The 20792-nt window shown below is 52.0% G+C and carries 23 protein-coding genes; 11 read left to right on the top strand and 12 right to left on the bottom strand.

Annotated features, from left to right (window positions below; genetic code table 11):
* Positions 1–95 precede the first annotated feature (95 nt).
* From dnaQ to EAW52_RS09555, 3 genes are read right to left on the bottom strand one after another with little or no spacing between them, the layout of a single operon-like run.
* Complete coding sequence (gene dnaQ, locus EAW52_RS09565; protein WP_122042235.1) at positions 96–839, bottom strand: DNA polymerase III subunit epsilon; 744 nt, start codon at positions 837–839, stop codon at positions 96–98.
* A 13-nt stretch (positions 840–852) separates the two neighbouring features.
* Complete coding sequence (gene rnhA / locus EAW52_RS09560; protein WP_010794861.1) at positions 853–1305, bottom strand: ribonuclease HI; 453 nt, start codon at positions 1303–1305, stop codon at positions 853–855.
* Complete coding sequence (locus tag EAW52_RS09555) at positions 1298–2065, bottom strand: methyltransferase domain-containing protein (protein ID WP_122042234.1); 768 nt, start codon at positions 2063–2065, stop codon at positions 1298–1300. The genes rnhA and EAW52_RS09555 overlap by 8 nt, the downstream gene beginning before the upstream one ends.
* Before the next feature lie 270 nt (positions 2066–2335).
* Between EAW52_RS09555 and gloB the strand changes: the two genes are divergently transcribed.
* The 7 genes from gloB (at position 2336) to fabI (ending at position 11299) form a co-directional block, all read left to right on the top strand.
* Entirely contained in the window at positions 2336–3112 is a 777-nt protein-coding gene (gene gloB, locus EAW52_RS09550; protein ID WP_122042233.1) for a hydroxyacylglutathione hydrolase, read from the top strand.
* A gap of 74 nt (positions 3113–3186) precedes the next feature.
* Complete coding sequence (locus EAW52_RS09545; protein ID WP_122042232.1) at positions 3187–4770, top strand: LysM peptidoglycan-binding domain-containing protein; 1584 nt, start codon at positions 3187–3189, stop codon at positions 4768–4770.
* Between the two features lie 155 nt (positions 4771–4925).
* Positions 4926–6755, top strand: a complete 1830-nt coding sequence (locus EAW52_RS09540) for an extracellular solute-binding protein (protein WP_122042231.1) — start codon at positions 4926–4928, stop codon at positions 6753–6755.
* The gene (locus tag EAW52_RS09535; protein ID WP_122042230.1) at positions 6755–7837 is read left to right on the top strand and encodes a microcin C ABC transporter permease YejB; all 1083 of its coding nucleotides are present in this window, start codon (positions 6755–6757) and stop codon (positions 7835–7837) included. The genes EAW52_RS09540 and EAW52_RS09535 overlap by 1 nt, the downstream gene beginning before the upstream one ends.
* Positions 7837–8859 (top strand): ABC transporter permease, encoded by a 1023-nt coding sequence (locus EAW52_RS09530; RefSeq protein WP_010794867.1) that lies wholly within the window; start codon positions 7837–7839, stop codon positions 8857–8859. The genes EAW52_RS09535 and EAW52_RS09530 overlap by 1 nt, the downstream gene beginning before the upstream one ends.
* On the top strand, positions 8837–10486 hold the full coding sequence (locus EAW52_RS09525; protein ID WP_122042229.1) for an ABC transporter ATP-binding protein: 1650 nt from the start codon (positions 8837–8839) through the stop codon (positions 10484–10486). Before EAW52_RS09530 ends, EAW52_RS09525 begins: the two co-directional genes overlap by 23 nt.
* Before the next feature lie 18 nt (positions 10487–10504).
* A complete protein-coding gene (fabI, locus tag EAW52_RS09520) occupies positions 10505–11299 on the top strand; it encodes an enoyl-ACP reductase FabI (RefSeq protein ID WP_122042228.1) in 795 nt (264 codons plus the stop codon).
* A gap of 34 nt (positions 11300–11333) precedes the next feature.
* Here the strand turns inward: fabI and EAW52_RS09515 are convergent, their stop codons facing one another.
* The 5 genes from EAW52_RS09515 to pcsA form a co-directional block, all read right to left on the bottom strand.
* Positions 11334–12164, bottom strand: coding sequence for a formate/nitrite transporter family protein (locus EAW52_RS09515; RefSeq protein ID WP_122042227.1), 831 nt, complete (start codon positions 12162–12164; stop codon positions 11334–11336).
* Positions 12165–12177: 13 nt separating this feature from the next.
* Entirely contained in the window at positions 12178–12423 is a 246-nt protein-coding gene (locus tag EAW52_RS09510) for a hypothetical protein (RefSeq protein ID WP_122042226.1), read from the bottom strand.
* Positions 12424–12614: 191 nt separating this feature from the next.
* A complete protein-coding gene (locus EAW52_RS09505; RefSeq protein WP_010794872.1) occupies positions 12615–12989 on the bottom strand; it encodes a response regulator in 375 nt (124 codons plus the stop codon).
* A gap of 92 nt (positions 12990–13081) precedes the next feature.
* Complete coding sequence (locus tag EAW52_RS09500) at positions 13082–13288, bottom strand: hypothetical protein (RefSeq protein ID WP_122042225.1); 207 nt, start codon at positions 13286–13288, stop codon at positions 13082–13084.
* Positions 13289–13478: 190 nt separating this feature from the next.
* Complete coding sequence (gene pcsA / locus EAW52_RS09495; RefSeq protein ID WP_010794874.1) at positions 13479–14186, bottom strand: phosphatidylcholine synthase; 708 nt, start codon at positions 14184–14186, stop codon at positions 13479–13481.
* 371 nt (positions 14187–14557) lie between these two features.
* On the opposite strand from pcsA, the gene dusA reads away from it, so the two are divergent.
* Together dusA and tal are read left to right on the top strand one after the other, a co-directional pair.
* Positions 14558–15568 (top strand): tRNA dihydrouridine(20/20a) synthase DusA, encoded by a 1011-nt coding sequence (gene dusA / locus EAW52_RS09490; protein ID WP_122042224.1) that lies wholly within the window; start codon positions 14558–14560, stop codon positions 15566–15568.
* Between the two features lie 45 nt (positions 15569–15613).
* Positions 15614–16537 carry a transaldolase gene (gene tal / locus EAW52_RS09485; RefSeq protein ID WP_010794876.1) on the top strand — a complete coding sequence of 308 codons (924 nt, stop codon included), beginning with the start codon at positions 15614–15616 and terminating at the stop codon, positions 16535–16537.
* Positions 16538–16549: 12 nt separating this feature from the next.
* Here tal and rssC read toward each other — a convergent pair whose 3' ends face one another.
* Together rssC and rssB are read right to left on the bottom strand one after the other, a co-directional pair.
* Complete coding sequence (gene rssC, locus EAW52_RS09480; RefSeq protein WP_122042223.1) at positions 16550–17032, bottom strand: anti-sigma factor antagonist RssC; 483 nt, start codon at positions 17030–17032, stop codon at positions 16550–16552.
* A complete protein-coding gene (gene rssB / locus EAW52_RS09475) occupies positions 17029–18213 on the bottom strand; it encodes a two-component system response regulator RssB (protein WP_122042222.1) in 1185 nt (394 codons plus the stop codon). Before rssB ends, rssC begins: the two co-directional genes overlap by 4 nt.
* A 224-nt stretch (positions 18214–18437) precedes the next feature.
* Here rssB and EAW52_RS09470 point away from each other — a divergent pair, with 224 nt between their 5' ends.
* A complete protein-coding gene (locus EAW52_RS09470; protein WP_074823944.1) occupies positions 18438–18737 on the top strand; it encodes a PilZ domain-containing protein in 300 nt (99 codons plus the stop codon).
* A gap of 56 nt (positions 18738–18793) precedes the next feature.
* On the opposite strand, the gene EAW52_RS09465 is transcribed toward EAW52_RS09470, so the two are convergent.
* The gene (locus tag EAW52_RS09465) at positions 18794–19441 is read right to left on the bottom strand and encodes a VacJ family lipoprotein (RefSeq protein WP_122044758.1); all 648 of its coding nucleotides are present in this window, start codon (positions 19439–19441) and stop codon (positions 18794–18796) included.
* Between the two features lie 215 nt (positions 19442–19656).
* Between EAW52_RS09465 and EAW52_RS09460 the strand changes: the two genes are divergently transcribed.
* Positions 19657–19923: a DUF4404 family protein gene (locus tag EAW52_RS09460; protein ID WP_010794881.1), complete on the top strand. Its 267-nt coding sequence runs from the start codon at positions 19657–19659 to the stop codon at positions 19921–19923.
* Between the two features lie 2 nt (positions 19924–19925).
* Here EAW52_RS09460 and queF read toward each other — a convergent pair whose 3' ends face one another.
* Positions 19926–20759, bottom strand: coding sequence for an NADPH-dependent 7-cyano-7-deazaguanine reductase QueF (queF, locus tag EAW52_RS09455; RefSeq protein ID WP_122042221.1), 834 nt, complete (start codon positions 20757–20759; stop codon positions 19926–19928).
* Between the last annotated feature and the right edge of the window lie 33 nt (positions 20760–20792).

The raw sequence follows: 20792 nt of genomic DNA, 5'->3' as shown, positions 1-20792 counted from the left end.
GCGTGACATTTTGACAGGAACTGTTCAGCTGCGAAGACATAGCGATAGGGAAACAACCTTGGCAGTTCACCTAAACTGCCAAGGTATAAAAGAGGTCAATGCTGGGTGGTTTGCTCTTCCATCTGAGCCCATAACGCTGGGGCGCCTGCAGATTTCTCAATGGCAGCCAGACGCGCAGCATGATCAGCCAATTCAGCCTCACTTGCCTTGATGACTCGCGTCCTGGCACGGTCCACTGGCAGACGGCGAATCGGGCTGATACCGCTGTCATTTCCATTACCTTCCTGCCCCTGCCCGGCAAGGGACAGAGAGGTCTGCCCACCGGTCATGGCCAGATAAACATCGGCCAGGATCTCAGAGTCCAACAAGGCGCCGTGCAGCTCGCGGTTCGAGTTATCCACTCCATAACGCTTGCACAGCGCATCCAGGCTATTACGCTGACCTGGATGACGCCCACGCGCCATCATGAGAGTATCGAGTACCGTGCAATGATCTGTAATCTCTGCCCACTCAGGTCGATCACCTAGCAGACGAAACTCGTTATTGATAAAGCCGATGTCGAACGCGGCGTTATGAATGATCAGCTCAGCGCCCTTGATAAACTCAAAGAATTCTTCTGCAATGTCACGAAAGCGCGGCTTGTCCGCCAGGAACTCACTGGTGATGCCGTGAACGGCGATAGCACCTTCGTCAATCTCGCGATCAGGATTGAGGTAGACATGAAAATGCCGGCCCGTCAGTCGACGACCAATAACCTCAACACCACCAATCTCGATGATTCGGTGCCCGTCGGTAACGGGCATACCGGTTGTTTCCGTATCGAGTACTACGCTACGCATCTAAAGTCACCTATCACACTGTCCGCAGGGCACGGATCTCATCAACACCACGATTAGCCAGCTGGTCAGCCCGCTCGTTACCGTGATGCCCGGTATGTCCTCTTACCCACTCCCACTCGACTTCATGTCGAGCCACCTGGGCATCGAGGGCTTGCCACAAATCGGCATTCTTGACCGGCTGTTTGGCAGCAGTTTTCCAGCCGCGAGCCTTCCAGCCACGCAACCACTCTGTGATACCACGCATCACGTATTCGGAATCTGTCACGATTCGTACGTGACATGAACGCTTGAGCGCTTCAAGCGCGCGGATGGCGGCCATCAGCTCCATTCGATTGTTGGTCGTAACGGCCTCCCCGCCCCACAATTCCCGCTCGTTGCCCTTGTAGACCAGCAAGGCACCCCAACCGCCAGGGCCAGGATTTCCCTTGCAGGCACCGTCCGTGTAGATCTCTACGATGTCACTCATTCGTTCCGCTCGTTTCGCGACGGCTCACCTTGGCAACCGGCATGGGAATCAGCTTTCCACGGGGTTCACGGCGGGTCTGTGGCAAGGGACGAAGCCCGACCATCAGCTTGCGAGCCGACAATAAATAGAAGCCTGCACCTGGCGAGGGCTCGCCTTCCCGATTGCGCTCCAACCAAGACAAACGATTCTGCCAAACCGGCGAAGAAAGCGGCGGACGATAACACCCGAACCGACGTTTCTCCAACGCGAATCCCAGCAATGCCAACCAATCAGCTACACGGCTGGCACCAATACAACGGGCCTTGCGAAACGCGTCGCGGGCAAAATAATGCCTGACACCCCAGGTACTCCAAGGGTTGATACCAAGAATCAGCAGATGCCCACCGGGCCTTACGCTAAGGGCAGCCTCTCTCAGCAAGCGATGGGGTGAAAGACAGAAATCCAGACCGTGCTGGAGCAACACCACATCTGCTGCATTTTCACCCAGTGGCCAGGCACCTTCTTCGCAGGCGATATCGACACCTGGAAACGGCGGCCCAAGACGTACGCCATGACGTAACTGGTCTGCGCCTGGAGGGATCTTCAAGGAAGGACCATAGTGGACCAGATAACCTCCAAAGTGGCGCTTCAGCTCCTCGGAAAGCAGGCGTTCCTCTTCCTCAATCATTAACTGGCCCAACGGACCATCAAGCCACTGGCGAGCCGAGCGCATCAGCGTCAACCAACGCTCATCAGCCTGGGCGAATGCGTCATTTACCATATGCTTTTCCTCCAGAGGTGCTATAGAGCACCTGGATTTAGAGACGCTTGAGCACCAAGGCGGCACCCTCGATACCAAACAGCAAGTGTCCCCGACGATGGACAGCAATCTACAGACTTTAAACAGTTCTATACATGAAGACTGTATCTTTTCATGATTGCTTGCAGACTTCCGACAAGCGATAAACGCACGACACTGCTTTAGTGCTCGCTTCTGAAACTCATAAACGCCTAATATGCAATTTTGCACATCTAACGGTAGTTACCGCACATGATTCAGATAGACGCCCTTCCCGCCTTTTCCGACAACTACATCTGGTTGTTGCAGGATCCGTCTTCCAAACGTTGTGCCGTAGTAGATCCAGGCGATGCTGCCCCTGTCCTTGAATGGCTGGAACGGCATCCCGGATGGACGCTTACAGACATTCTTCTCACTCACCACCATCACGATCACGTAGGCGGTGTGCAGGCGCTCAAAGGAGCGACAGCGGCACACGTCTACGGTCCGGCACTGGAAGGCGTACCCTGTCTGGACACCGCACTTAATGAAGGCGACAGCCTTGAAGTTTTTGAGCGCCCCTTTCACGTCCTGCATGTTCCTGGACATACCTTGGGCCATATTGCCTATGTTCGTAACGGCGCTCAGCCTTTGCTGTTCTGCGGCGATACTCTATTTGCAGGCGGCTGCGGCCGATTGTTTGAAGGGACACCTGCACAAATGCATGACTCGTTGCGTAAGTTTGCTCAGCTTGCGCCCACGACCAAAGTGTACTGTGCACATGAATATACGCTGAACAACTTGCGTTTTGCTCATGCTGTAGAACCGACTAATAACGAGCTGACCAAACGATACAGGCAGGTAGAAGCCATGCGCGAGCGAGGCGAAATGACGCTCCCCTCTACCCTAGAGCTAGAGCTTGCTACGAACCCGTTCATGCGCTGTTCAACCCCTTCTGTCAAACGCGCTGCGGACGAAAGAAATGGCTTTCCAACCCGCTCGGAAGTAGAGGTTTTCACTACCTTACGCGCATGGAAAGATCATTTCTGAGGACTAGTCAATCTTGACCCTGCGGAGCGGCATTCCTAGAATCGCGCAAATTTTTCCGGGGATGCACTCAGCTAATGCCGCCACAGCCGCCACATAATGCCGACGTAGACGGACTGGCTCGCACCGCGAAACTTTCTGCTCTTTTCCTTGCTGTCTTCCTGGCGGGCTGTCAGGGAATGGCGCCTAAAGGCCAGGAACGCTATCTCCCAGAAGACAGCCTGAGCAGCAATATCAATATGCATCGGGAGCCCGAGTGGATAAAGCTCGGCACCCAGAACAAGGCACCCAAGGATATCTGGGATCGCATGCGCAGTGGCTTTCAGCTGCAAAGCGAAATCGGCGTAAATCCTCGTATCGAGCAGCAGCGGCTCTGGTATGTCAGCAACCCGGCCAATATCGAAAAATCGGCTAACCGGGGCGGACTGTACCTGCACTATATTGTCGAAAGGCTTGAAGAGCGGAATATGCCCCTTGAGCTTGCCCTGCTTCCGATTGTAGAAAGCTCCTTCAACCCCTTTGCGCTTTCACGCAGCGAGGCGGCCGGGATCTGGCAATTCATTCCCACTACCGGGCGCTATTTCAACCTGCAACAGACTCGCTGGTACGATGGACGACTGGATATCACGGCGTCTACCAACGCAGCGCTCGATTATCTTTCCAAACTCCACGATATGTTCAATGGCGACTGGCTACTGGCACTGGCAGCCTATAACGCCGGCGAGGGTACTGTAGGTCGCGCCATTGAACGCAACCAAAAGCTCGGATTGCCTACTGACTACTGGAACCTGTCTTCGCTTCCACAGGAAACACAGGACTACGTACCCAAGCTGCTGGCCGTTTCCCAGCTGATCATGAACCCGGAATCATACGGCATCCAACTGGACTCGATTGCCAACGAGCCCTATTTCGAAGTCGTCAAGATCAAGCAGCACCTGGATCTTGCTAAAGTTGCCAAGCTGGCTGACCTCGATGAGGACGAACTATATCGCCTGAACCCAGCGTATACCCGTCGGGTTACCATGGACGGACCCAAACAGCTCTTGATTCCGGCAGAAAAAGCCGAGTTGTTACTCGAAAACCTGGCGAATGAATCCTCTGAAGCGATCGTAAGATGGCAGGAATACACGGTGCGCCGTGGTGATAGCCTGGGCGCTATCGCCAATCGCTATAGCGTAAGCACTCAACAGATCCTGTCACTCAACAAGCTGAAGTCCAGCCGACTGGCTGCAGGCCAGAGACTGATGATTCCTCGCGTATCAGGTAGTATTTCACCGGTCACTAGCCAGAAAGACGTTGCCGCCCTTGTTGAGGAGCCGGTGACTCGTACCTACCGGGTCAGAAGTGGCGATAATCTCTGGACCATCGCTCGCGACAACAAGGTCGAGCTGGGCGACCTGAAACGCTGGAACAATTTGGGCAAGCAAGGCCTTAGGGCGGGCCAGGTACTCAAGCTCTATGGCGCACCGGTGAAAGCAAGCAAGCTAGCCAACAGCAGCAAATCGCGCCAGAACGTGACGTACTATAGAGTCAAGCCGGGCGACTCCTTGTACATGATTGCTAAACATTTCAATGTACAACTGCAATCTATCCAGCAGTGGAATCCCAAGAGTGGAAAAAACCTCACGCCTGGCCAGACCTTGACCTTGTATCTCGATTAATGGGTCTTGGTGCGTCACAGGCAGTCATATACGTCTCTTTTTCCTGCTGAAGCGAACTGGTACCGTTACTGCTCAACGCCTTACAGAAAGAGTTCTGCCTGGCCGTACAGCTTATGATCAAGCCAGCCTCTCCGACACATACAATGAGCGCTAAGATGGCCCTTCGTTTTTCTGCCTGGATTCATGGCGCTCTTTTCGCCGCCGCGCTAGGGCTGGTGTATAGTAACGCCCATGCCGCCCCTCAGCATGCAGTTACCTTGTATGATGAGGCCCCCAAGTATCCAGCAAACTTTAGTCATTTTGATTACACCAATCCAAATGCTCCTAAAGGCGGCACCCTACGCCTGTCCGGCTTCGGTAGTTTCGATACGCTCAATCCCTTCAACAACAAGGGAACGCCCCCTGCCCAGCTCAGCCTGATTTATGAAACGCTGACATTTCATGCTCAGGATGAGCCTTTCACCGAATACGGGTTGCTGGCCGAAAAGATCGAAAAAGCCTCTGACAACAGCTACGTTCGCTTTTACCTGCGCCCCCAGGCTCGATTCAATGATGGAACACCAGTCACGGCTGATGACGTAGTGTTCACCTTCAACGCTTTGGTCAATCAGGGCGATCCGCTCTACCGCAGCTATTACGCGGATGTAAAAGAAGTCAAAGCTGAGAGCCGGCTGGTGGTCCGTTTTGACTTCAAGACAACCCAAAATCGTGAGCTGCCTCTTATTCTGGGGCAGCTACCGGTTCTGCCTAACGCATGGTGGGCCAGCCGGGACTTTGGGAAGTCTTCTCTGGAACCACCTCTTGGTAGCGGTCCTTACCGAATCGCCAGCCTGCAGGCCGGGCGCTCGCTTAGGCTTGAGCGTGTAAAAGACTGGTGGGGTAAGGATCTTGCCGTTAACAAGGGCTTCTACAACTTCGACACTATCACGGTTGACTACTACCGTGACCAGAACGTAGGACTGGAAGCGTTCAAGGCGAATCAGTTCGATATAAACCAGGAGATGTCCGCCAAGAATTGGGCAACTGCTTACGAAACGCCGGCCTTGAGAGAAGGACGCATCGTCAAGGCAGAAATACCTAATCATGAGCCTCAAGGCATGCAGGCTTTTATTTACAACCTGCGCCGTCCCATGTTTCAGGACAAGCGGGTACGCCAGGCTATTGCACTTCTATTCGACTTTGAATGGAGCAATCGTCAACTGTTCTACGGCGCCTATACACGCAACAATAGTTACTTCGAAAATTCCGAACTGGCTGCCAGGGGACTACCCGGCCCAGAAGAGCTGAAGATTCTGGAACCTCTACGCGATCAACTGCCTCCACAAGTCTTTAGCCAATCGCTAGCGCCTTCCCGTACCGACGGAAGCGGAATTGTCCGACCGCAACAACGAGAGGCGTACCGGCTCTTGCTGGAAGCGGGCTATCACATCGAAAACGATCGCATGGTGGATACACAAGGAAATCCATTGCGCTTTGAGTTCATGTTGGCCCAACCCGCCTTTGAAAGAGTGCTGCTGCCCTACAAACGCAACCTCGCGGAAGTTGGTATCACCCTGGATATTCGGCGGGTAGATGTATCCCAGTTCGTCAATCGTGTACGCTCCCGCGATTTCGATATGACAATTTTCAGCTGGCCACAGTCCAGCTCGCCCGGTAACGAACAGCGTGACTTCTGGCACTCAACCAGTGCAGATGACCCTGGAAGTCGTAATCTGCTCGGACTGAAGGACCCTGCCATCGATCGTCTCGTGGAAATGTTAATCGGCGCCGATACTCGTGCTTCATTAATTACCCATGCCAAAGCGCTAGATCGCGCCTTGCTTTGGGGATATTACGTCGTTCCCAACTGGTATACCGACCGCTGGCGAGTTGCCTATTGGAACCGCTTCGGACGCCCCGCTAAGCAACCCGACTCCGATTTCGGCCTTATGACTTGGTGGCAAGTCAGCGATACGGCACGCAAAACGTCGCAGGTGAACCCCTGATGCTGTCCTATGCCCTGCGGCGACTGCTGCTGATTATTCCTACACTGTTCGGCATCTTGCTCATCAACTTCATCATTATTCAGGCCTCTCCTGGCGGCCCTGTTGACCAAGCCATGGCTCGCCTGCAAGGTTTGGGCGCGGGTGGCGCAACAAGTCGCATTACGGGCGGCGGGAGCGAGTCGGCAGAGCATGGCAATACACATTATCGCGGCGCCCAGGGCCTGGACGCGGATCTGATCAAGCAGCTCGAAAAGCAGTACGGCTTTGATAAACCTGCAACGCAGCGCTTCTGGCTGATGATAAAAAGCTATGCCCAACTGGATTTTGGCCAGAGCTTTTTCAGGGACGCCAAAGTAACTGACCTTATCCTGGAGAAGTTGCCGGTCTCAATTTCCCTTGGCTTGTGGAGCACACTGATTCTGTATCTGGTCAGCATTCCACTCGGTATTACCAAGGCTATCCGCCACGGCAGTACGTTCGATGTATGGACCAGCTCTGCCATCGTCATTGGCTATGCGATCCCAGCCTTTCTGTTCGGTATCCTGCTGATCGTACTGTTTGCAGGCGGCAGTTACCTGCAATGGTTTCCACTGCGTGGCCTGACATCACCCAACTTCGACGAACTGACGCTAGGTGGCAAGATCGTCGACTACTTCTGGCACTTGGCGCTCCCGGTAACCACCCTTGTGATCGGCGGCTTTGCAACGCTTACGTTATTGACCAAGAACAGTTTTCTGGACGAGATCAATAAGCAGTATGTCATCACAGCACGGGCCAAAGGCCTGACAGAGCGTCGCGTCCTTTATGGGCATGTTTTTCGAAACGCCATGATTTTGGTCATATCAGGTGTCCCTGCGGCATTACTGGGCGTATTTTTCACCGGCTCATTATTGATTGAAGTGATCTTTTCCCTGGATGGCCTCGGGCTTCTTAGCTTCGAGTCAGTCATGAGCCGGGATTATCCAGTTGTATTCGGAACACTGTTTTTATTCACTCTGTTCGGGTTGGTGGCCAAATTAATCAGCGACCTGACTTATATGCTGATCGATCCTCGCATTGACTTCGAAAGCCGAGACTACTGATGCCGCGTCTTTCCCCCCTTAATCAACGCCGCTGGAGTCGCTTCAAGGCTCATAAACGAGGCTGGTATTCGCTCTGGCTGTTTATCGTCCTGTTTGTTCTTTGTCTCTGCGCAGAGCTCATTGCCAATGACAAACCCTTGGTCATTCATGTTGATGATCAGTGGTATTTCCCTGCGTTGGTGCATTACAACGAAACCGACTTTGGCGGTGAGTTTCCTCTGGAGCCCAATTACAAAGGCCCCTACTTCGAAAAGCTGATGACTGAAAAAGCAGCCTCTATGGTATGGCCGCTCATTCCGTTCAGCTACGACAGCATCAATTACGACCTCAATATCCCAGCCCCTGCCCCACCCTCGGCACAAAATTGGCTAGGAACGGATGATCAGGCAAGAGACGTTCTGGCCCGTATCATCTATGGCTTTCGCATATCGGTCCTATTCGCCTTGATTCTAACCATCGGCAGCAGCCTGATTGGCGTGCTTGTAGGCGCGCTACAAGGTTATTTCGGCGGTTGGGTAGATCTTCTAGGGCAGCGCTTTCTGGAGATCTGGTCAGGTTTGCCCGTGCTGTTCCTACTGATCATCCTGTCCAGTTTTGTACAGCCTAACTTCTGGTGGCTGCTGGGCATCATGCTGCTGTTTTCATGGACGTCTCTGGTAGATGTTGTGCGCGCTGAATTCTTGCGTGGCCGTAACCTTGAATATGTACGTGCGGCACGCGCGCTCGGCATGAAAGATCCTGCGATCATGTTTCATCATATTCTGCCAAACGCCATGATCGCTACCATGACCTTTCTTCCCTTCCTGCTCACGGCAGCGATTGGAACCTTGACGTCCCTGGATTTTCTAGGGTTTGGGCTTCCGGCTGGTGCACCCTCCCTGGGCGAGCTGATCGCTCAGGGTAAAGAAAACCTGCAGGCGCCCTGGCTGGGCATCTCGGCCTTTGTGACATTGGCCTTGATGTTAAGCCTTCTAGTATTCATTGGCGAGGCGGCACGCGATGCATTCGACCCCCGAAAATAACGTGGCGTCTTCTGCCCAGCAGACCACCCGACTGCTTGAAGTGCGTGATCTGTGCGTCGAATTTCGCAACGGACAAGAGGTAGTTCGTGCAGTCGAGCAGGTATCGTTCGATATTTACCCTGGCGAGACCTTGGCTCTTGTGGGTGAAAGCGGCTCGGGCAAATCTGTAACAGCCCATTCGTTGCTGCGTTTATTACCAGCGTCCACCGCCCACTATCCTGCCGGCCGTATCCTGTACGGTGGCCAAGATCTGCTGAAGTTGCCTGAAAGGAAACTGTACGGAATACGCGGGAATCGCATCGCCATGATCTTTCAGGAGCCGATGACGTCCCTCAACCCACTGCATACACTCGATAAGCAGCTAGGCGAAGTCCTGGCGCTGCATAAAGGCATGAAAGGTCCTGCCGCACGCAAGCGTATGATCGAACTTCTCGATCTGGTAGGCATTCCCGATCCAGCCAGCCGCCTTTCAGCTTACCCACATGAGCTTTCGGGCGGTCAGCGTCAGCGCGTCATGATTGCCATGGCGCTGGCATGCGAGCCGGATCTGCTCATTGCTGACGAGCCCACTACTGCACTGGATGTCACCGTTCAGCAAAAGGTTCTACACCTTTTGAAAGATCTGCAGAAGCGATTAGGCATGTCGATCCTGCTTATCAGCCATGACTTGAACCTGGTACGTCAGATTGCCGATCGGATATGTGTCATGCAACGCGGCCGCATCGTCGAACAGGAAACGTGCAAGACGCTGTTTCAACATCCACAGCATCCTTACACACAATTACTGCTGGCAGCGGAGCCGAGTGGCGATCCGATTCCCAGCCATCCTGCACCTGTAGAACTGGCTACTGAACATTTGAGCGTCTGGTTTCCGATTCGTAAAGGGCTGTTTCGTCGAACGGTTGATCACGTAAAAGCCGTTGACGACGTCTCACTAGCGGTTCCACGAGGTCAAACCTTGGGCATTGTGGGTGAGAGCGGTTCTGGTAAAACCACATTGGGCCTGGCCATTCTTCGTCTATTGGAAAGCCGCGGCCGCATACGCTTCGGCAATCAGGCGCTCGATCAGCTATCCTCTGCCCAAATTCGACCGTTGCGGCGACAGATGCAAGTGGTCTTTCAGGACCCTTACGGTAGTCTGAGTCCACGTATGTCCGTTAGCGACATCGTGGGAGAAGGACTGAGAATCCATCGCATAGGAACACCAGAAGAACAGGAGACAGCAATAATCGGGGCATTACGGGAGGTAGGACTCGATCCAGAGGTCCGCCATCGTTATCCTCACGAGTTTTCAGGTGGGCAACGGCAACGCATCGCCATTGCCCGGGCCCTGATAGTGAAACCTTCGTTGATCTTGCTGGATGAGCCTACCTCAGCGCTCGACAGAACAGTTCAGCGGCAGGTCGTGGACCTGCTTCGCGATCTGCAGGCCAAACACAATCTGACTTATCTGTTCATCAGCCATGACCTGGCTGTTGTAAGAGCGCTGAGTCACCAACTGCTGGTGATGAAAGCGGGCCAGGTTGTAGAACAAGGGAGTGCTGAAGATGTCTTTCAACGACCTCAGCACCCGTATACACGGCAGTTATTGGATGCGGCACTTGCATCGTCCGCCCCTGCTTATTAACCAAGAGGAAGAAAACACATGGGATTTCTCGCCGGTAAGCGCGTCCTGATCGTAGGCGTCGCCAGCAAATTATCCATTGCCTCCGGTATCGCTGCTGCGATGCACCGTGAAGGTGCCGAACTGGCCTTTACTTATCAGAACGACAAGCTCAAGTCCCGCGTTGAAGAGTTCGCGGCTGGCTGGGGTTCCAATGCCGATTTGTGCTTCCCTTGTGATGTTGCCAAAGACGAAGAAATCGAAGCGGTGTTTACAGAGCTCTCCAAGAAGTGGGACGGCCTGGACATCATCGTTCATTCTGTTGGCTTTGCACCCGGCGATCAGCTGGACGGCGACTTTACTGAAGTGACAACCCGTGAAGGCTTCCGTATCGCTCACGACATCAGTGCCTACAGCTTTGTTGCGCTGGCCAAGGCGGGACGCGAAATAATGAAGGGCCGCAACGGCAGCTTGTTGACCCTGTCCTATCTGGGTGCCGAGCGCACCATGCCCAACTACAATGTCATGGGCATGGCCAAGGCCAGCCTTGAGGCAGGTGTCCGCTATCTGGCAGGCAGCCTTGGCCCGGAAGGCACTCGCGTCAATGCCATCTCGGCTGGCCCCATTCGCACCCTGGCAGCATCGGGTATCAAGAGCTTCCGCAAGATGCTTGCGGCTAACGAACGCCAAACCCCTCTGCGTCGCAATGTGACCATCGAAGAGGTCGGCAACGCCGGTGCCTTCCTGTGCTCGGACCTAGCATCAGGCATCAGCGGCGAAATTCTTTATGTCGATGGCGGCTTCAACACTACCGCCATGGGTCAGATAGAAGAGTGATGTAAACATAAAAAAGGCCCCTAAGGGGCCTTTTTTATGGCGTATCGCTCCGTATCTGGGCATGGCTAAGAAGAGTAAAAATAAACGTTCCGCCTACAATATTACCTGCCAAGGTAGGTCCAGCGAAGACAAGCCCAAACTCTGTCCATGAAAGCTCGCCGGAAAACACTAGATAAGCCACCTCAGCCGATCCCACGATAATATGGGTGAAATCGCCCAAGGCCATCAGATAGGTGATCGCAATGATTATCCAGATCTTGGCCTGCTCCGCTGACGATATCATCCAGACCATGGTTGCAATCATCCATCCGGAAATGATTCCTTTCGAGAACATCTCCGGCACGCCATTTTCCATTACTTTCCGGCCAATCTCCAAAAAGGCCGCGTCCACTTTGGGTTCGAATAGCGGAAGGTGAAGCACGACATAGGAAATGAGCGATGTACCAATCAAGTTACCTATAAGAACGATGCCCCATAGCCGCAGCAACTGTTTGAACATATGTAATGACGGCTGCGTCATTACAGGAAGTACTGCCGTGATAGTGTTTTCGGTGAAAAGCTGTTGTCGAGCCAGAATGACAGCCAGAAAACCCACCGAGTAACCAAAGCTCGAAATAATCTTGCTTGTCTCTCCCTCAGGAAGGTGAGAATTCAAGAGCCCCATCGCTATCAGCGAAAGGCCCATAGTTAGCCCTGCGCCCAGAGCGGACCAGAAAAGCGCACTGCTACTTCTCTCAAGCTCCTGTTCGCCTTGCTTTCTGATCGTTTCATGGAGAACCGCCGCGCGGGGCGGCTGGTTCTCACTAACATCCTGCTCTTCCTCGGCGGTAAGACCAGGCGTTTTTCCCTTATCAACCGGATCCATAGAGCTTCCTCGCTCAGCGGGTACTTTCTTCCCAGATAAGACCGCCATCCTCAGCGACTTCAACTACCCGACTAAGCGCTGCGTCAGCAGCTTCTTCAGCCTCGGATGCCAAGTCGAAATGCCGCTCGGTGGCTACACGGTGAAAATGAGGCTGACTTCCCTCCTCTCGGGCCTTAACGCCAATCACGGCTTCAAAGCCGTCTTGCGCAGGTACGGCCGATGAAATCGCTTCGAAATGTTCGAAATGCTTGATTGCCATAGATACAGTCCTCTCCACATTAACGTTGGCGTCCACAAGCCAACCGGATACTTAGTAGACTGATAAGGCTAGGAAACGATCTGCCTGAGGTATAAAAGAATAAGTATCTGTTAGTACAACACAACAGATCACCATGCCATGGCAGAGCATCGACTGTTGTCGGCAGAAGGTTAGATCAACTAAAAGCAGCGTTAAGCCAGGAGCCGCTGGATATAGTCCTGCAGCTTGTCCAAAGCAAAAGGCTTGGCCAATACTGGAGCTGTCCCAATCAAAGGACTGCCTGTATCCATGATTTCAGCCGGATAGCCACTGATAAACATTACTTTTAGGTCAGGACGTAGCTTAAGTGCCGGCTCGGCAATCATTACGCCCGACACGCCATCAGGCAATCTGTAATCAGTGATCAGAAGATCAAGGTCAGGCTTTGTAGCCAGAATAAGAAAGGCTTCGGTCGATGAAGGCGCCTGAAGCACCTTATAACCAAGCTCAGTAAGGTAATCAACGAGTATTAACAAGACCTGAGGTTCATCCTCTACGATTAATACCACTTTATCTGTAGAACTCATGAACCGTCTCACTCGATTAAACACGCAGCTTTGACCACGAAACAGGCTCAAGTTCCCCGTATTAGAAACTTGAGCTTTTAAATCTATATACCTTACTTATCGCTTTTATCGCCCTGCTCTTCTTTTGGTGAAGGCGTGACGTCACCCCCCACATCAGCGCCGGCGCCTTTACCCGTGGATGATCCGTCAGGCGTCCCCATGCCGGCAGAGTTAGGGCTTGTCTTATCCTCAGCCAATGCCATGCCAGTCACAGACATCAACCCCGTCAACGCCAATACGGCTAGTGCTTTGGTTTTCATAGCAGTCCTCGTCTTAAATTATTGGTCTTCTTTTCACTTCGAAGCATTGCCTCGTCAAAGATAGACCTGATCACTCGACAGGTGTTCAAGGCCAATGATTTCTATACGACCGACACTTTCATTATCAAAACTCATGAGCAATAAAAAGCCCCGCATGAGCGAGGCTTTTAGGCAAAGGCGATTCTAGCGCTTAAGCACGCAGGTGACCAAACCACTCAATGGCCGAGCGCCAAATGCAGATTCCAATGAAGTATCCAGACATGGCAAACCAGATTGCCAACAAAGTTGGACTATGGTCAGGATGATTAAGAATCAGCAACATACTGCACAGCAGCCAGACGAACGTTACTGCAATATTGATAGGCATGAACTTGCGCACTCGGAAAGGGTGCAAGAATTTCATGCGCGTCAAAGTCAGCATCGCCAGCACAATAACGCCCAATAGCGTCAGCCACGGTGCTGGCGACAGGATATACAAATAAAGCGCCACCACATTCCAGGCTGCTGGAAAGCCTACAAAGTAGTTATCGCTGCTCTTCATGTTCACGTTACAGAAACAGAACAAGGAAGACACTAGAATCACTGAAACGGTAAAGAGCGCGGTGTAGCTTGGTAAAGGTATGTACTTGTAAATGAACAACGCCGGAATGAAGACATACGTAAGGTAGTCAATCGCCAGATCAAGTACTGAACCGTCGAAATGGGGCAGAACAGATTTGGTATTGAGCTTGCGCGCCAGGGTTCCGTCCAGACCATCTACAATCAGGGCAGCACCGAGCCACAGCAGGCATTCTTTAGGCTGATTATCAAACAGGGCAAGTGTTGCAAGCAACGCCAGGACAACACCCGTGGCGGTGACGCCATGGGCGCCCCAGGCTTTGAGCTTGTCTGAGGGCATGGTCAGTATCACAGCGAATCTCTTCGTGGCATGAAATAAGGCTTATACAGTCGGCGCAAAGAAAAACAAACCGACCATATGGTTAATAAATCAGATCTAGAATACAGGAGTTTGGAAAGGATACCGATACGAACATTCATGATGCTACCGACAAGACAAAGCGTACCCCTATAGAGTTCGCTGGAATATGAGGTATTTCGTCTTTTTGGCGTCTTCTGAATTAAAAAGCACGCGTAGCCAAGGATAAGATACCGATCTTCGATCCGATGCAGGCTTTCCTGATAAGCTAGCGCTCAAGCTCGCCGAAGTTACTGACCTCTATTTCCGATGTCGTATTGGAGCAGGCTGTAACGTAGTAACTGGAACACCTCATGACCGCCTCGAACACTCACCCAGCCTTGAACAAGCATTCTACACTGTCACGCCGCTTCTCCGTTGCGCCAATGATGGACTGGACGGACAAGCATTGCCGCTTTTTCATGCGCCTGCTTTCGAAGCGAACCCTGCTTTACACCGAGATGGTAACAACAGGCGCCTTGCTTCGAGGCGACCCGGCACGCTTTTTAGCGTACGACCAAAGTGAGCACCCTATCGCGCTGCAGCTAGGCGGCAGTACTCCGCATGAGCTGGCAGCCTGTGCTCGCCTAGCCGAAGCAGCAGGTTACGATGAGGTCAACCTGAACGTTGGCTGCCCAAGCGATAGGGTACAGAATAACATGATTGGCGCCTGCCTGATGGCTCACCCTCAACTGGTGGCTGATTGCGTAAAGGCAATGCGCGACGCGGTAAGTATTCCCGTTACGGTAAAACACCGTATTGGGATCAATGGCCGAGACAGCTATGATCAGCTGCAGGAGTTCATTACCACCGTCAACGAAGCGGGCTGCAATAGTTTTACCGTACACGCACGCATTGCCATTCTGGAAGGATTGTCTCCCAAGCAGAATCGTGAAGTCCCGCCGCTGCGTTATGACGTAGCCGCACAACTGATGAATGATTTTCCAGATCTTGAATTCATTCTGAATGGCGGCATTAAGACCTTGGAAGAAGCACAGACTCACCTGAAGACTTTCAATGGCGTCATGCTTGGCCGTGAGGCTTATCACAACCCGTATCTTCTGGCGTCTGTGGATCAATTAGTGTTCGGTGATGACCGTGCCATTACGACTCGGCACCAGGTGTTACAGTCGCTTCGTCCTTATATAGACAAGCATCTGGCGTCAGGCGGCGCCATGCATCACATAACCCGGCACATTCTGGGCCTTTCGCAGGGAATTAAGGGAGGGCGCCGCTTCAGGCAGCTACTCTCAGTAGATGTGCATAAAAGCTCGGAACCGCTACGTATATTTGACCAAGCCACTGAACTCTTGGAAGGTCATTGAATCTGGTCAAACACTCTAATCACTACGTGAGGATCGATAGCAAGCATGAACAAGCTAGAGCAACTCAAGCAATACACTACAGTAGTAGCCGATACAGGTGATCTGGACGCTATCACGCGTCTGAAGCCTGTCGATGCTACGACCAACCCTTCCCTTCTGCTGAAAGCGGCAGCATTGCCCCGCTACGCTCAACTGCTAGGCGACGCCCTCAACGATACGGGTGACGATATCGGCCTGGCTTGCGACAAGTTTGCGGTTGCTGTTGGCAAGGAAATTCTTAATGTCATTCCGGGTCGCATTTCGACTGAAGTCGATGCCAGGCTTTCGTTTGATACAAATGCAACCCTGAGCCGTGCAGAGCGCTTGATTGACCTGTACGAGAAAGCCGGAATCAGCAAAGACCGAGTACTCATTAAAATTGCCTCCACATGGGAAGGCATTCGCGCTGCTGAAAAGCTCGAAAAAGATGGTATTCAAACTAATCTGACTTTGCTCTTTTCCTTTGCCCAGGCGGCAGCTTGCGCTGATGCTGGTGTTTTCCTGATCTCTCCATTCGTTGGCCGTATCTACGACTGGTACAAGAAAGCTGAAGGCCGTGACTTTACTGGAAAGGAAGACCCAGGCGTACAGTCAGTTTCCCGTATTTATCAGTACTACAAAGCCAACAAGTTCGAAACCGTGGTGATGGGTGCAAGTTTCCGTAACCTCAACCAAATCGAACAATTGGCAGGATGTGATCGCTTGACGATCAGCCCAGAACTACTACAGAGCCTGTCTGAAGATGAAGGCACGCTTGAGCGTAACCTGGTAGCAGGCGGCACAGCCGAGCCGTTGCATTCCCTTAACGAAAGTGCTTTCCGCTGGTCTTTGAATGAAGACGCCATGGCCACCGAGAAACTGGCGGAAGGCATCCGCCAATTCGCTCGTGATCAGGAAAAACTGGAAGGCCTGATTAGCGCCAAGAAGTAATGCCAGACCTGGTCAATGCTTTTCTAAAGCATTGACTAGGTCCTTGAATGCTTCACGATTGGATTCATTCAAACTCATCAGTATACGATGAGCCTCTAGCACCTTATCCCTGACGACTTCCTCAGACTCATCCTGCGGGGGGAGGTCATGCAGACAGTCCGAACATGGCACGGGCTGATTCACGATATTGAATACCTGATCAAAACCCATCGAATCCAACAATCGTGTGATATCTGGATTGGTGGTGACCAATGTTGGCAATAGGCCAATCTTTTGACGTGAAAGAATAGAGAGCTTTGCCAATAGGCCTAGCGTCGTACTATCGATACTTTTAGTGTCGATCAGATCGATTACGATTGATGAAAAATTCAACGCAGAAAAGATCTGCTCAATAGTGGCATCCAGCGCCGAGCATAATGTCAAGCGCACCTCGCCGATGAATTTGAGCACAAAGGTGCCATTCATTTCAGCGAACTGGATTTTACCGGCACTCATGCAAGGTTCCTGCTTAACACCAGCATGGCGATATCATCCGGCATCTCGCCCAAGTTGGCCAGTCCAAGCTGTTTCGAAATCCCACCTAGCGTCCCATTGGCCAGGCGGACCTGTTCAGGTAAAGAAGCCTCTTTCGCTTTCAAGTTCTCTCCAGGTAATAAATCAAAAATCCCATCGGAAAACAGCGCAAGGCTGAAACTGGCGGGTAACTCCAAAGTATGGTCTGAATAGCTGGCCTCTTCAAAAAGGCCAACCGGAAACCCCTTTCCCTGCAAAAAGCATGTCTCTTCTGCTGTGTGCAACACAGGAAGCGGCAAATGCCCACCAATACTGTAAGTAAGTACGCCACTGTCTTCATCGATCACGCCACCCAACATGGTAACGTGTTTGCCCAGCTTACAGTTCAGCAAGCCGCGATTGATATGCCCTAGCACATCGGAAGGCCTGAACTCAGGCAGAGTGCCATTACGACGAGATTCATACAACAGCCGCGTCGTCATAAACTTGAGCAACACCGTTACAAACGCTGACGACGCTCCATGCCCGGAAACATCTGCCAGATAAAAAGCGATACGGTGCTCATCAACGCGAAAATAATCGACAAAATCACCAGAGAGATACAAAGATGGAATGATCTGGTGAGCGAAATTCAAACCATTGGTTTCCCAGGGTGTTACCGGCAGCATATTCATTTGCACTTGCCGGCCGGCATTCTGGTCCTCCTGTAAAAGACTCAGGCTCGCCTGAAGCTCTCGATTGGCATTTTCCAGTTTGATGCGATAACGATCATTTTCAAGGCGAAGCCTTGCACGGTCGAGCGCCCGAATAACCGAATGTTCTAGAACAGCCAGATCCTCAAGAGGCTTGATGAGATAGTCGGCCGCGCCCAGTCTCAGCGCCTCGACAACATCACTCATTACCCCTGCGCCCGAGAGGACTATGACAGGCGTATCGAGCGACATTTCCGAAATACGCCGTAACAAGGAAAGCCCATCCAGCTGAGGCATTCTAAGGTCGCAGATAATGAGATCCGGCTGCTCACGCTCGAAGACCTGCAAACCCTGCATGCCGTTCGAAGCCTGTAAGACCGTAAAGCCGCTATCTTCGAGATAGTCCGCCAGACTCAGGCGTACAACCTCATCATCATCGATAATCAAAAGTGTGGCGCTGGGATTAGGCATAAACTATCCAGGCATGCGTATCCCTATGAGATGGTCTTTTGGATCAGGCCAGGGTGCACGCAATAGGTACTATTTTTAATACGGCGCAGACACTACTCCCATCAGCCGAGCCGTTCAAGCGCCCCTTCTATCCAAACGGCTGAGGCCAGCTTTACAAGGCCTTGAGGCTGAGGCTATATGGTTTCGTTTACTTGCGAAGTACCTTTATTGAGAGACTTGTTCCAATGAGCTTAAGCGATCGTTCGTACAGCGAAAAGCGCGACTTTATTAGAATGCAGATTGATTCCAAGGCTATTCTTCGGACAAATGGCGAAGAAATAGACGCAATTTGCCGTGATTTGTCGAGCACAGGGCTTCAGATCGAAGCTAAGAGTCACGTCAAGGAAGGAGACAAAGTGATCGTAGTGATCCCCTCTGAACACCCGGAGCTACAAGGGCTAGAAGCCGAAGCCGAAGTGATTCGCGTCACATCTTTGGAACAAGGGAGTCAACTGCTAGGACTCAGCATCCTTTCCATGAATTAGATCACAGATCAGCATCACGTCAAGCAGAGACCTGCTGCCTGACGTGATGAGTCCTCTTAAAAGTCGTCTACCACATTACCGTCTTTAATCTTGTATTCGCGACTTTGTAAGTAAGCGTTACGGATAAAGATGTACTTGTCGCCTGTAATCATTTTCTCGGCATCAAGCAAGTTAGCGCGTGTATCGACTACACTCAGCGCAAATGCCGAATTTCTCGCCGCTACATCACCCATATAGGGGTATGGCGACGCATAGGAATCAGGAATTCGGCCTAGTCCATCACGTACTGTGCTGGGACCCAGGAAAGGCAAGACGACATACGGGCCGCTACCAACGCCCCAATGACCTACTGTCTGACCGAAATCTTCGTCATTTCTCGTCAGTCCCGCATGAGTCGCCACATCAAATATACCCAATACACCCAGCGTGGTGTTCATGAGCAAACGTGCGGTATCTACACCGGCGGCATACGGTTTTGCCTGCAAAACGTCATTAGCTAAATTGCCAACATCACCAATGTTACGAAAAACATTACTGACTCCCGTTTGCACGACGTCAGGTGTGATCTTGTTATAACCCTGTGCGATAGGCTTCAGCGCATAGGTATCAAGCGTGTCATTAAAACGGAAAATACCTCGGTTGACCCCTTCCCATGGATCATCTTCCGAGGCAGCCAACACAGCGGTACTCGCGACAGTCAACATTGCGCCAAAGGCAATGCCGCCAATACGGGTACTCCATGCTCCTTTGCTAAACGGCATCATATTCTCCTGATGAGTTTGTCCAGTCTTACTGGCAGAGTGGCAAAATTATAACCGCGATGTCTTTGCAATTGGTTACGGATGAAACAACTTGCCTTATTGACCTTTGATCACTCAATTAGGTCTACAGGTGGGTACGCTTCAAAAGGAGAAAACGTATGCCCGCCTCTCGCCTGCAACAGGAGCTGATCGAACTACAGCACCAGCTCAAGACAAGCCCTCCTGAAAGCGAGGAAGATCGCGCCTCGCTAGAACTGTTAATCAGGGATATAGAACTCCAGCTTGCTCACGAAGACTCGACCAAGCCGGATTCCAATCTCGTCGATGGCGTAAATCTGGCAGTCGAGCGGTTTGAAGTCAGCCACCCCAGAGTAGCGAACACCCTCCGCTCGATCATGCAGAGCCTTGCGAGCATGGGTATCTGACATCACTGACGGGCCAAGCGCCCTGCTACCGGCAGATGTGCGGCATGAGTGCTTCGATAAGGATTGATATCAAGCCCTCCCCGCCGCACATACCGCGCATAAACAGTAAGCGATTCCGGCTCCAGCACGCTACGTAGATCAAGAAACATGCGCTCGACGCACTGCTCATGAAAATCTGCATGGCGCCTGAAAGAGATGATGTAAGCGAGCAATGACGCCCGATCAAGTACTGCTCTGCCCTCATACTCAATCACGACGCTTCCCCAGTCCGGCTGCCCCGTAACCGGGCAATTGGAGCGAAGCAGATGACTATAAAGCGACTCTTTCACAAGCTGACCAGGTAAAGCTTTTAATAAATCCGGTCTAGGCACATCGTAGTGCTGCACCTCAATATCTAGCTCATCAATACAGCTTCCAAGGGGCGTAACAAACCCTTCCCTGGCTACTAAATCTATTGGCTTTACCAAAACCCCAACGTGGTCTCCTGCTGCCTGAGACAGATCCCTTGTTAAAACCTCAGTGAGCGCCTCAGGACCTTCGAATGCTGTCTGATTGAGTGAGTTCAGATACAGCTTGAATGATTTGGACTCAATGATATTTGGCGAGTTGGCCGGTATGGAGAACTCGGCAATAGCAGCGACAGGCTTACCTTTTGAATTCAGCCAGGACAACTCATAACACGTCCATATATCCATACCGCAGTAAGGTAACGTTTCTCTTGTAAGCCCCAATTCGGTCCATTTAGGGCTACGCGGTATGGGATACAGCAACGAAGGCGTATAGATATCCACGTACTCGCTCGTTTTACCGAGCGGAGAATGATCGACAGTTTGCATAGAATTTCTCAAGAATCCGAGGCGCGCTATGTC

The organism is Pseudomonas sp. LTJR-52, assembly GCF_003691465.1.
Taxonomy (GTDB): domain Bacteria; phylum Pseudomonadota; class Gammaproteobacteria; order Pseudomonadales; family Pseudomonadaceae; genus Chryseomonas; species Chryseomonas luteola.
This window is presented reverse-complemented; position numbering and strand designations above follow the sequence as displayed.

Excerpts from the sequence above, each read along its gene's own strand:
- dnaQ (WP_122042235.1), bottom strand. The coding sequence starts at position 839 with ATGCGTAGCGTAGTACTCGATACGGAAACAACCGGTATGCCCGTTACC.
- rnhA (WP_010794861.1), bottom strand. The coding sequence starts at position 1,305 with ATGAGTGACATCGTAGAGATCTACACGGACGGTGCCTGCAAGGGAAAT.
- EAW52_RS09555 (WP_122042234.1), bottom strand. The coding sequence starts at position 2,065 with ATGGTAAATGACGCATTCGCCCAGGCTGATGAGCGTTGGTTGACGCTG.
- gloB (WP_122042233.1), top strand. The coding sequence starts at position 2,336 with ATGATTCAGATAGACGCCCTTCCCGCCTTTTCCGACAACTACATCTGG.
- EAW52_RS09545 (WP_122042232.1), top strand. The coding sequence starts at position 3,187 with ATGCCGCCACAGCCGCCACATAATGCCGACGTAGACGGACTGGCTCGC.
- EAW52_RS09540 (WP_122042231.1), top strand. The coding sequence starts at position 4,926 with ATGGCCCTTCGTTTTTCTGCCTGGATTCATGGCGCTCTTTTCGCCGCC.
- EAW52_RS09535 (WP_122042230.1), top strand. The coding sequence starts at position 6,755 with ATGCTGTCCTATGCCCTGCGGCGACTGCTGCTGATTATTCCTACACTG.
- EAW52_RS09530 (WP_010794867.1), top strand. The coding sequence starts at position 7,837 with ATGCCGCGTCTTTCCCCCCTTAATCAACGCCGCTGGAGTCGCTTCAAG.
- EAW52_RS09525 (WP_122042229.1), top strand. The coding sequence starts at position 8,837 with ATGCATTCGACCCCCGAAAATAACGTGGCGTCTTCTGCCCAGCAGACC.
- fabI (WP_122042228.1), top strand. The coding sequence starts at position 10,505 with ATGGGATTTCTCGCCGGTAAGCGCGTCCTGATCGTAGGCGTCGCCAGC.
- EAW52_RS09515 (WP_122042227.1), bottom strand. The coding sequence starts at position 12,164 with ATGGATCCGGTTGATAAGGGAAAAACGCCTGGTCTTACCGCCGAGGAA.
- EAW52_RS09510 (WP_122042226.1), bottom strand. The coding sequence starts at position 12,423 with ATGGCAATCAAGCATTTCGAACATTTCGAAGCGATTTCATCGGCCGTA.
- EAW52_RS09505 (WP_010794872.1), bottom strand. The coding sequence starts at position 12,989 with ATGAGTTCTACAGATAAAGTGGTATTAATCGTAGAGGATGAACCTCAG.
- EAW52_RS09500 (WP_122042225.1), bottom strand. The coding sequence starts at position 13,288 with ATGAAAACCAAAGCACTAGCCGTATTGGCGTTGACGGGGTTGATGTCT.
- pcsA (WP_010794874.1), bottom strand. The coding sequence starts at position 14,186 with ATGCCCTCAGACAAGCTCAAAGCCTGGGGCGCCCATGGCGTCACCGCC.
- dusA (WP_122042224.1), top strand. The coding sequence starts at position 14,558 with ATGACCGCCTCGAACACTCACCCAGCCTTGAACAAGCATTCTACACTG.
- tal (WP_010794876.1), top strand. The coding sequence starts at position 15,614 with ATGAACAAGCTAGAGCAACTCAAGCAATACACTACAGTAGTAGCCGAT.
- rssC (WP_122042223.1), bottom strand. The coding sequence starts at position 17,032 with ATGAGTGCCGGTAAAATCCAGTTCGCTGAAATGAATGGCACCTTTGTG.
- rssB (WP_122042222.1), bottom strand. The coding sequence starts at position 18,213 with ATGCCTAATCCCAGCGCCACACTTTTGATTATCGATGATGATGAGGTT.
- EAW52_RS09470 (WP_074823944.1), top strand. The coding sequence starts at position 18,438 with ATGAGCTTAAGCGATCGTTCGTACAGCGAAAAGCGCGACTTTATTAGA.
- EAW52_RS09465 (WP_122044758.1), bottom strand. The coding sequence starts at position 19,441 with ATGTTGACTGTCGCGAGTACCGCTGTGTTGGCTGCCTCGGAAGATGAT.
- EAW52_RS09460 (WP_010794881.1), top strand. The coding sequence starts at position 19,657 with ATGCCCGCCTCTCGCCTGCAACAGGAGCTGATCGAACTACAGCACCAG.
- queF (WP_122042221.1), bottom strand. The coding sequence starts at position 20,759 with ATGCAAACTGTCGATCATTCTCCGCTCGGTAAAACGAGCGAGTACGTG.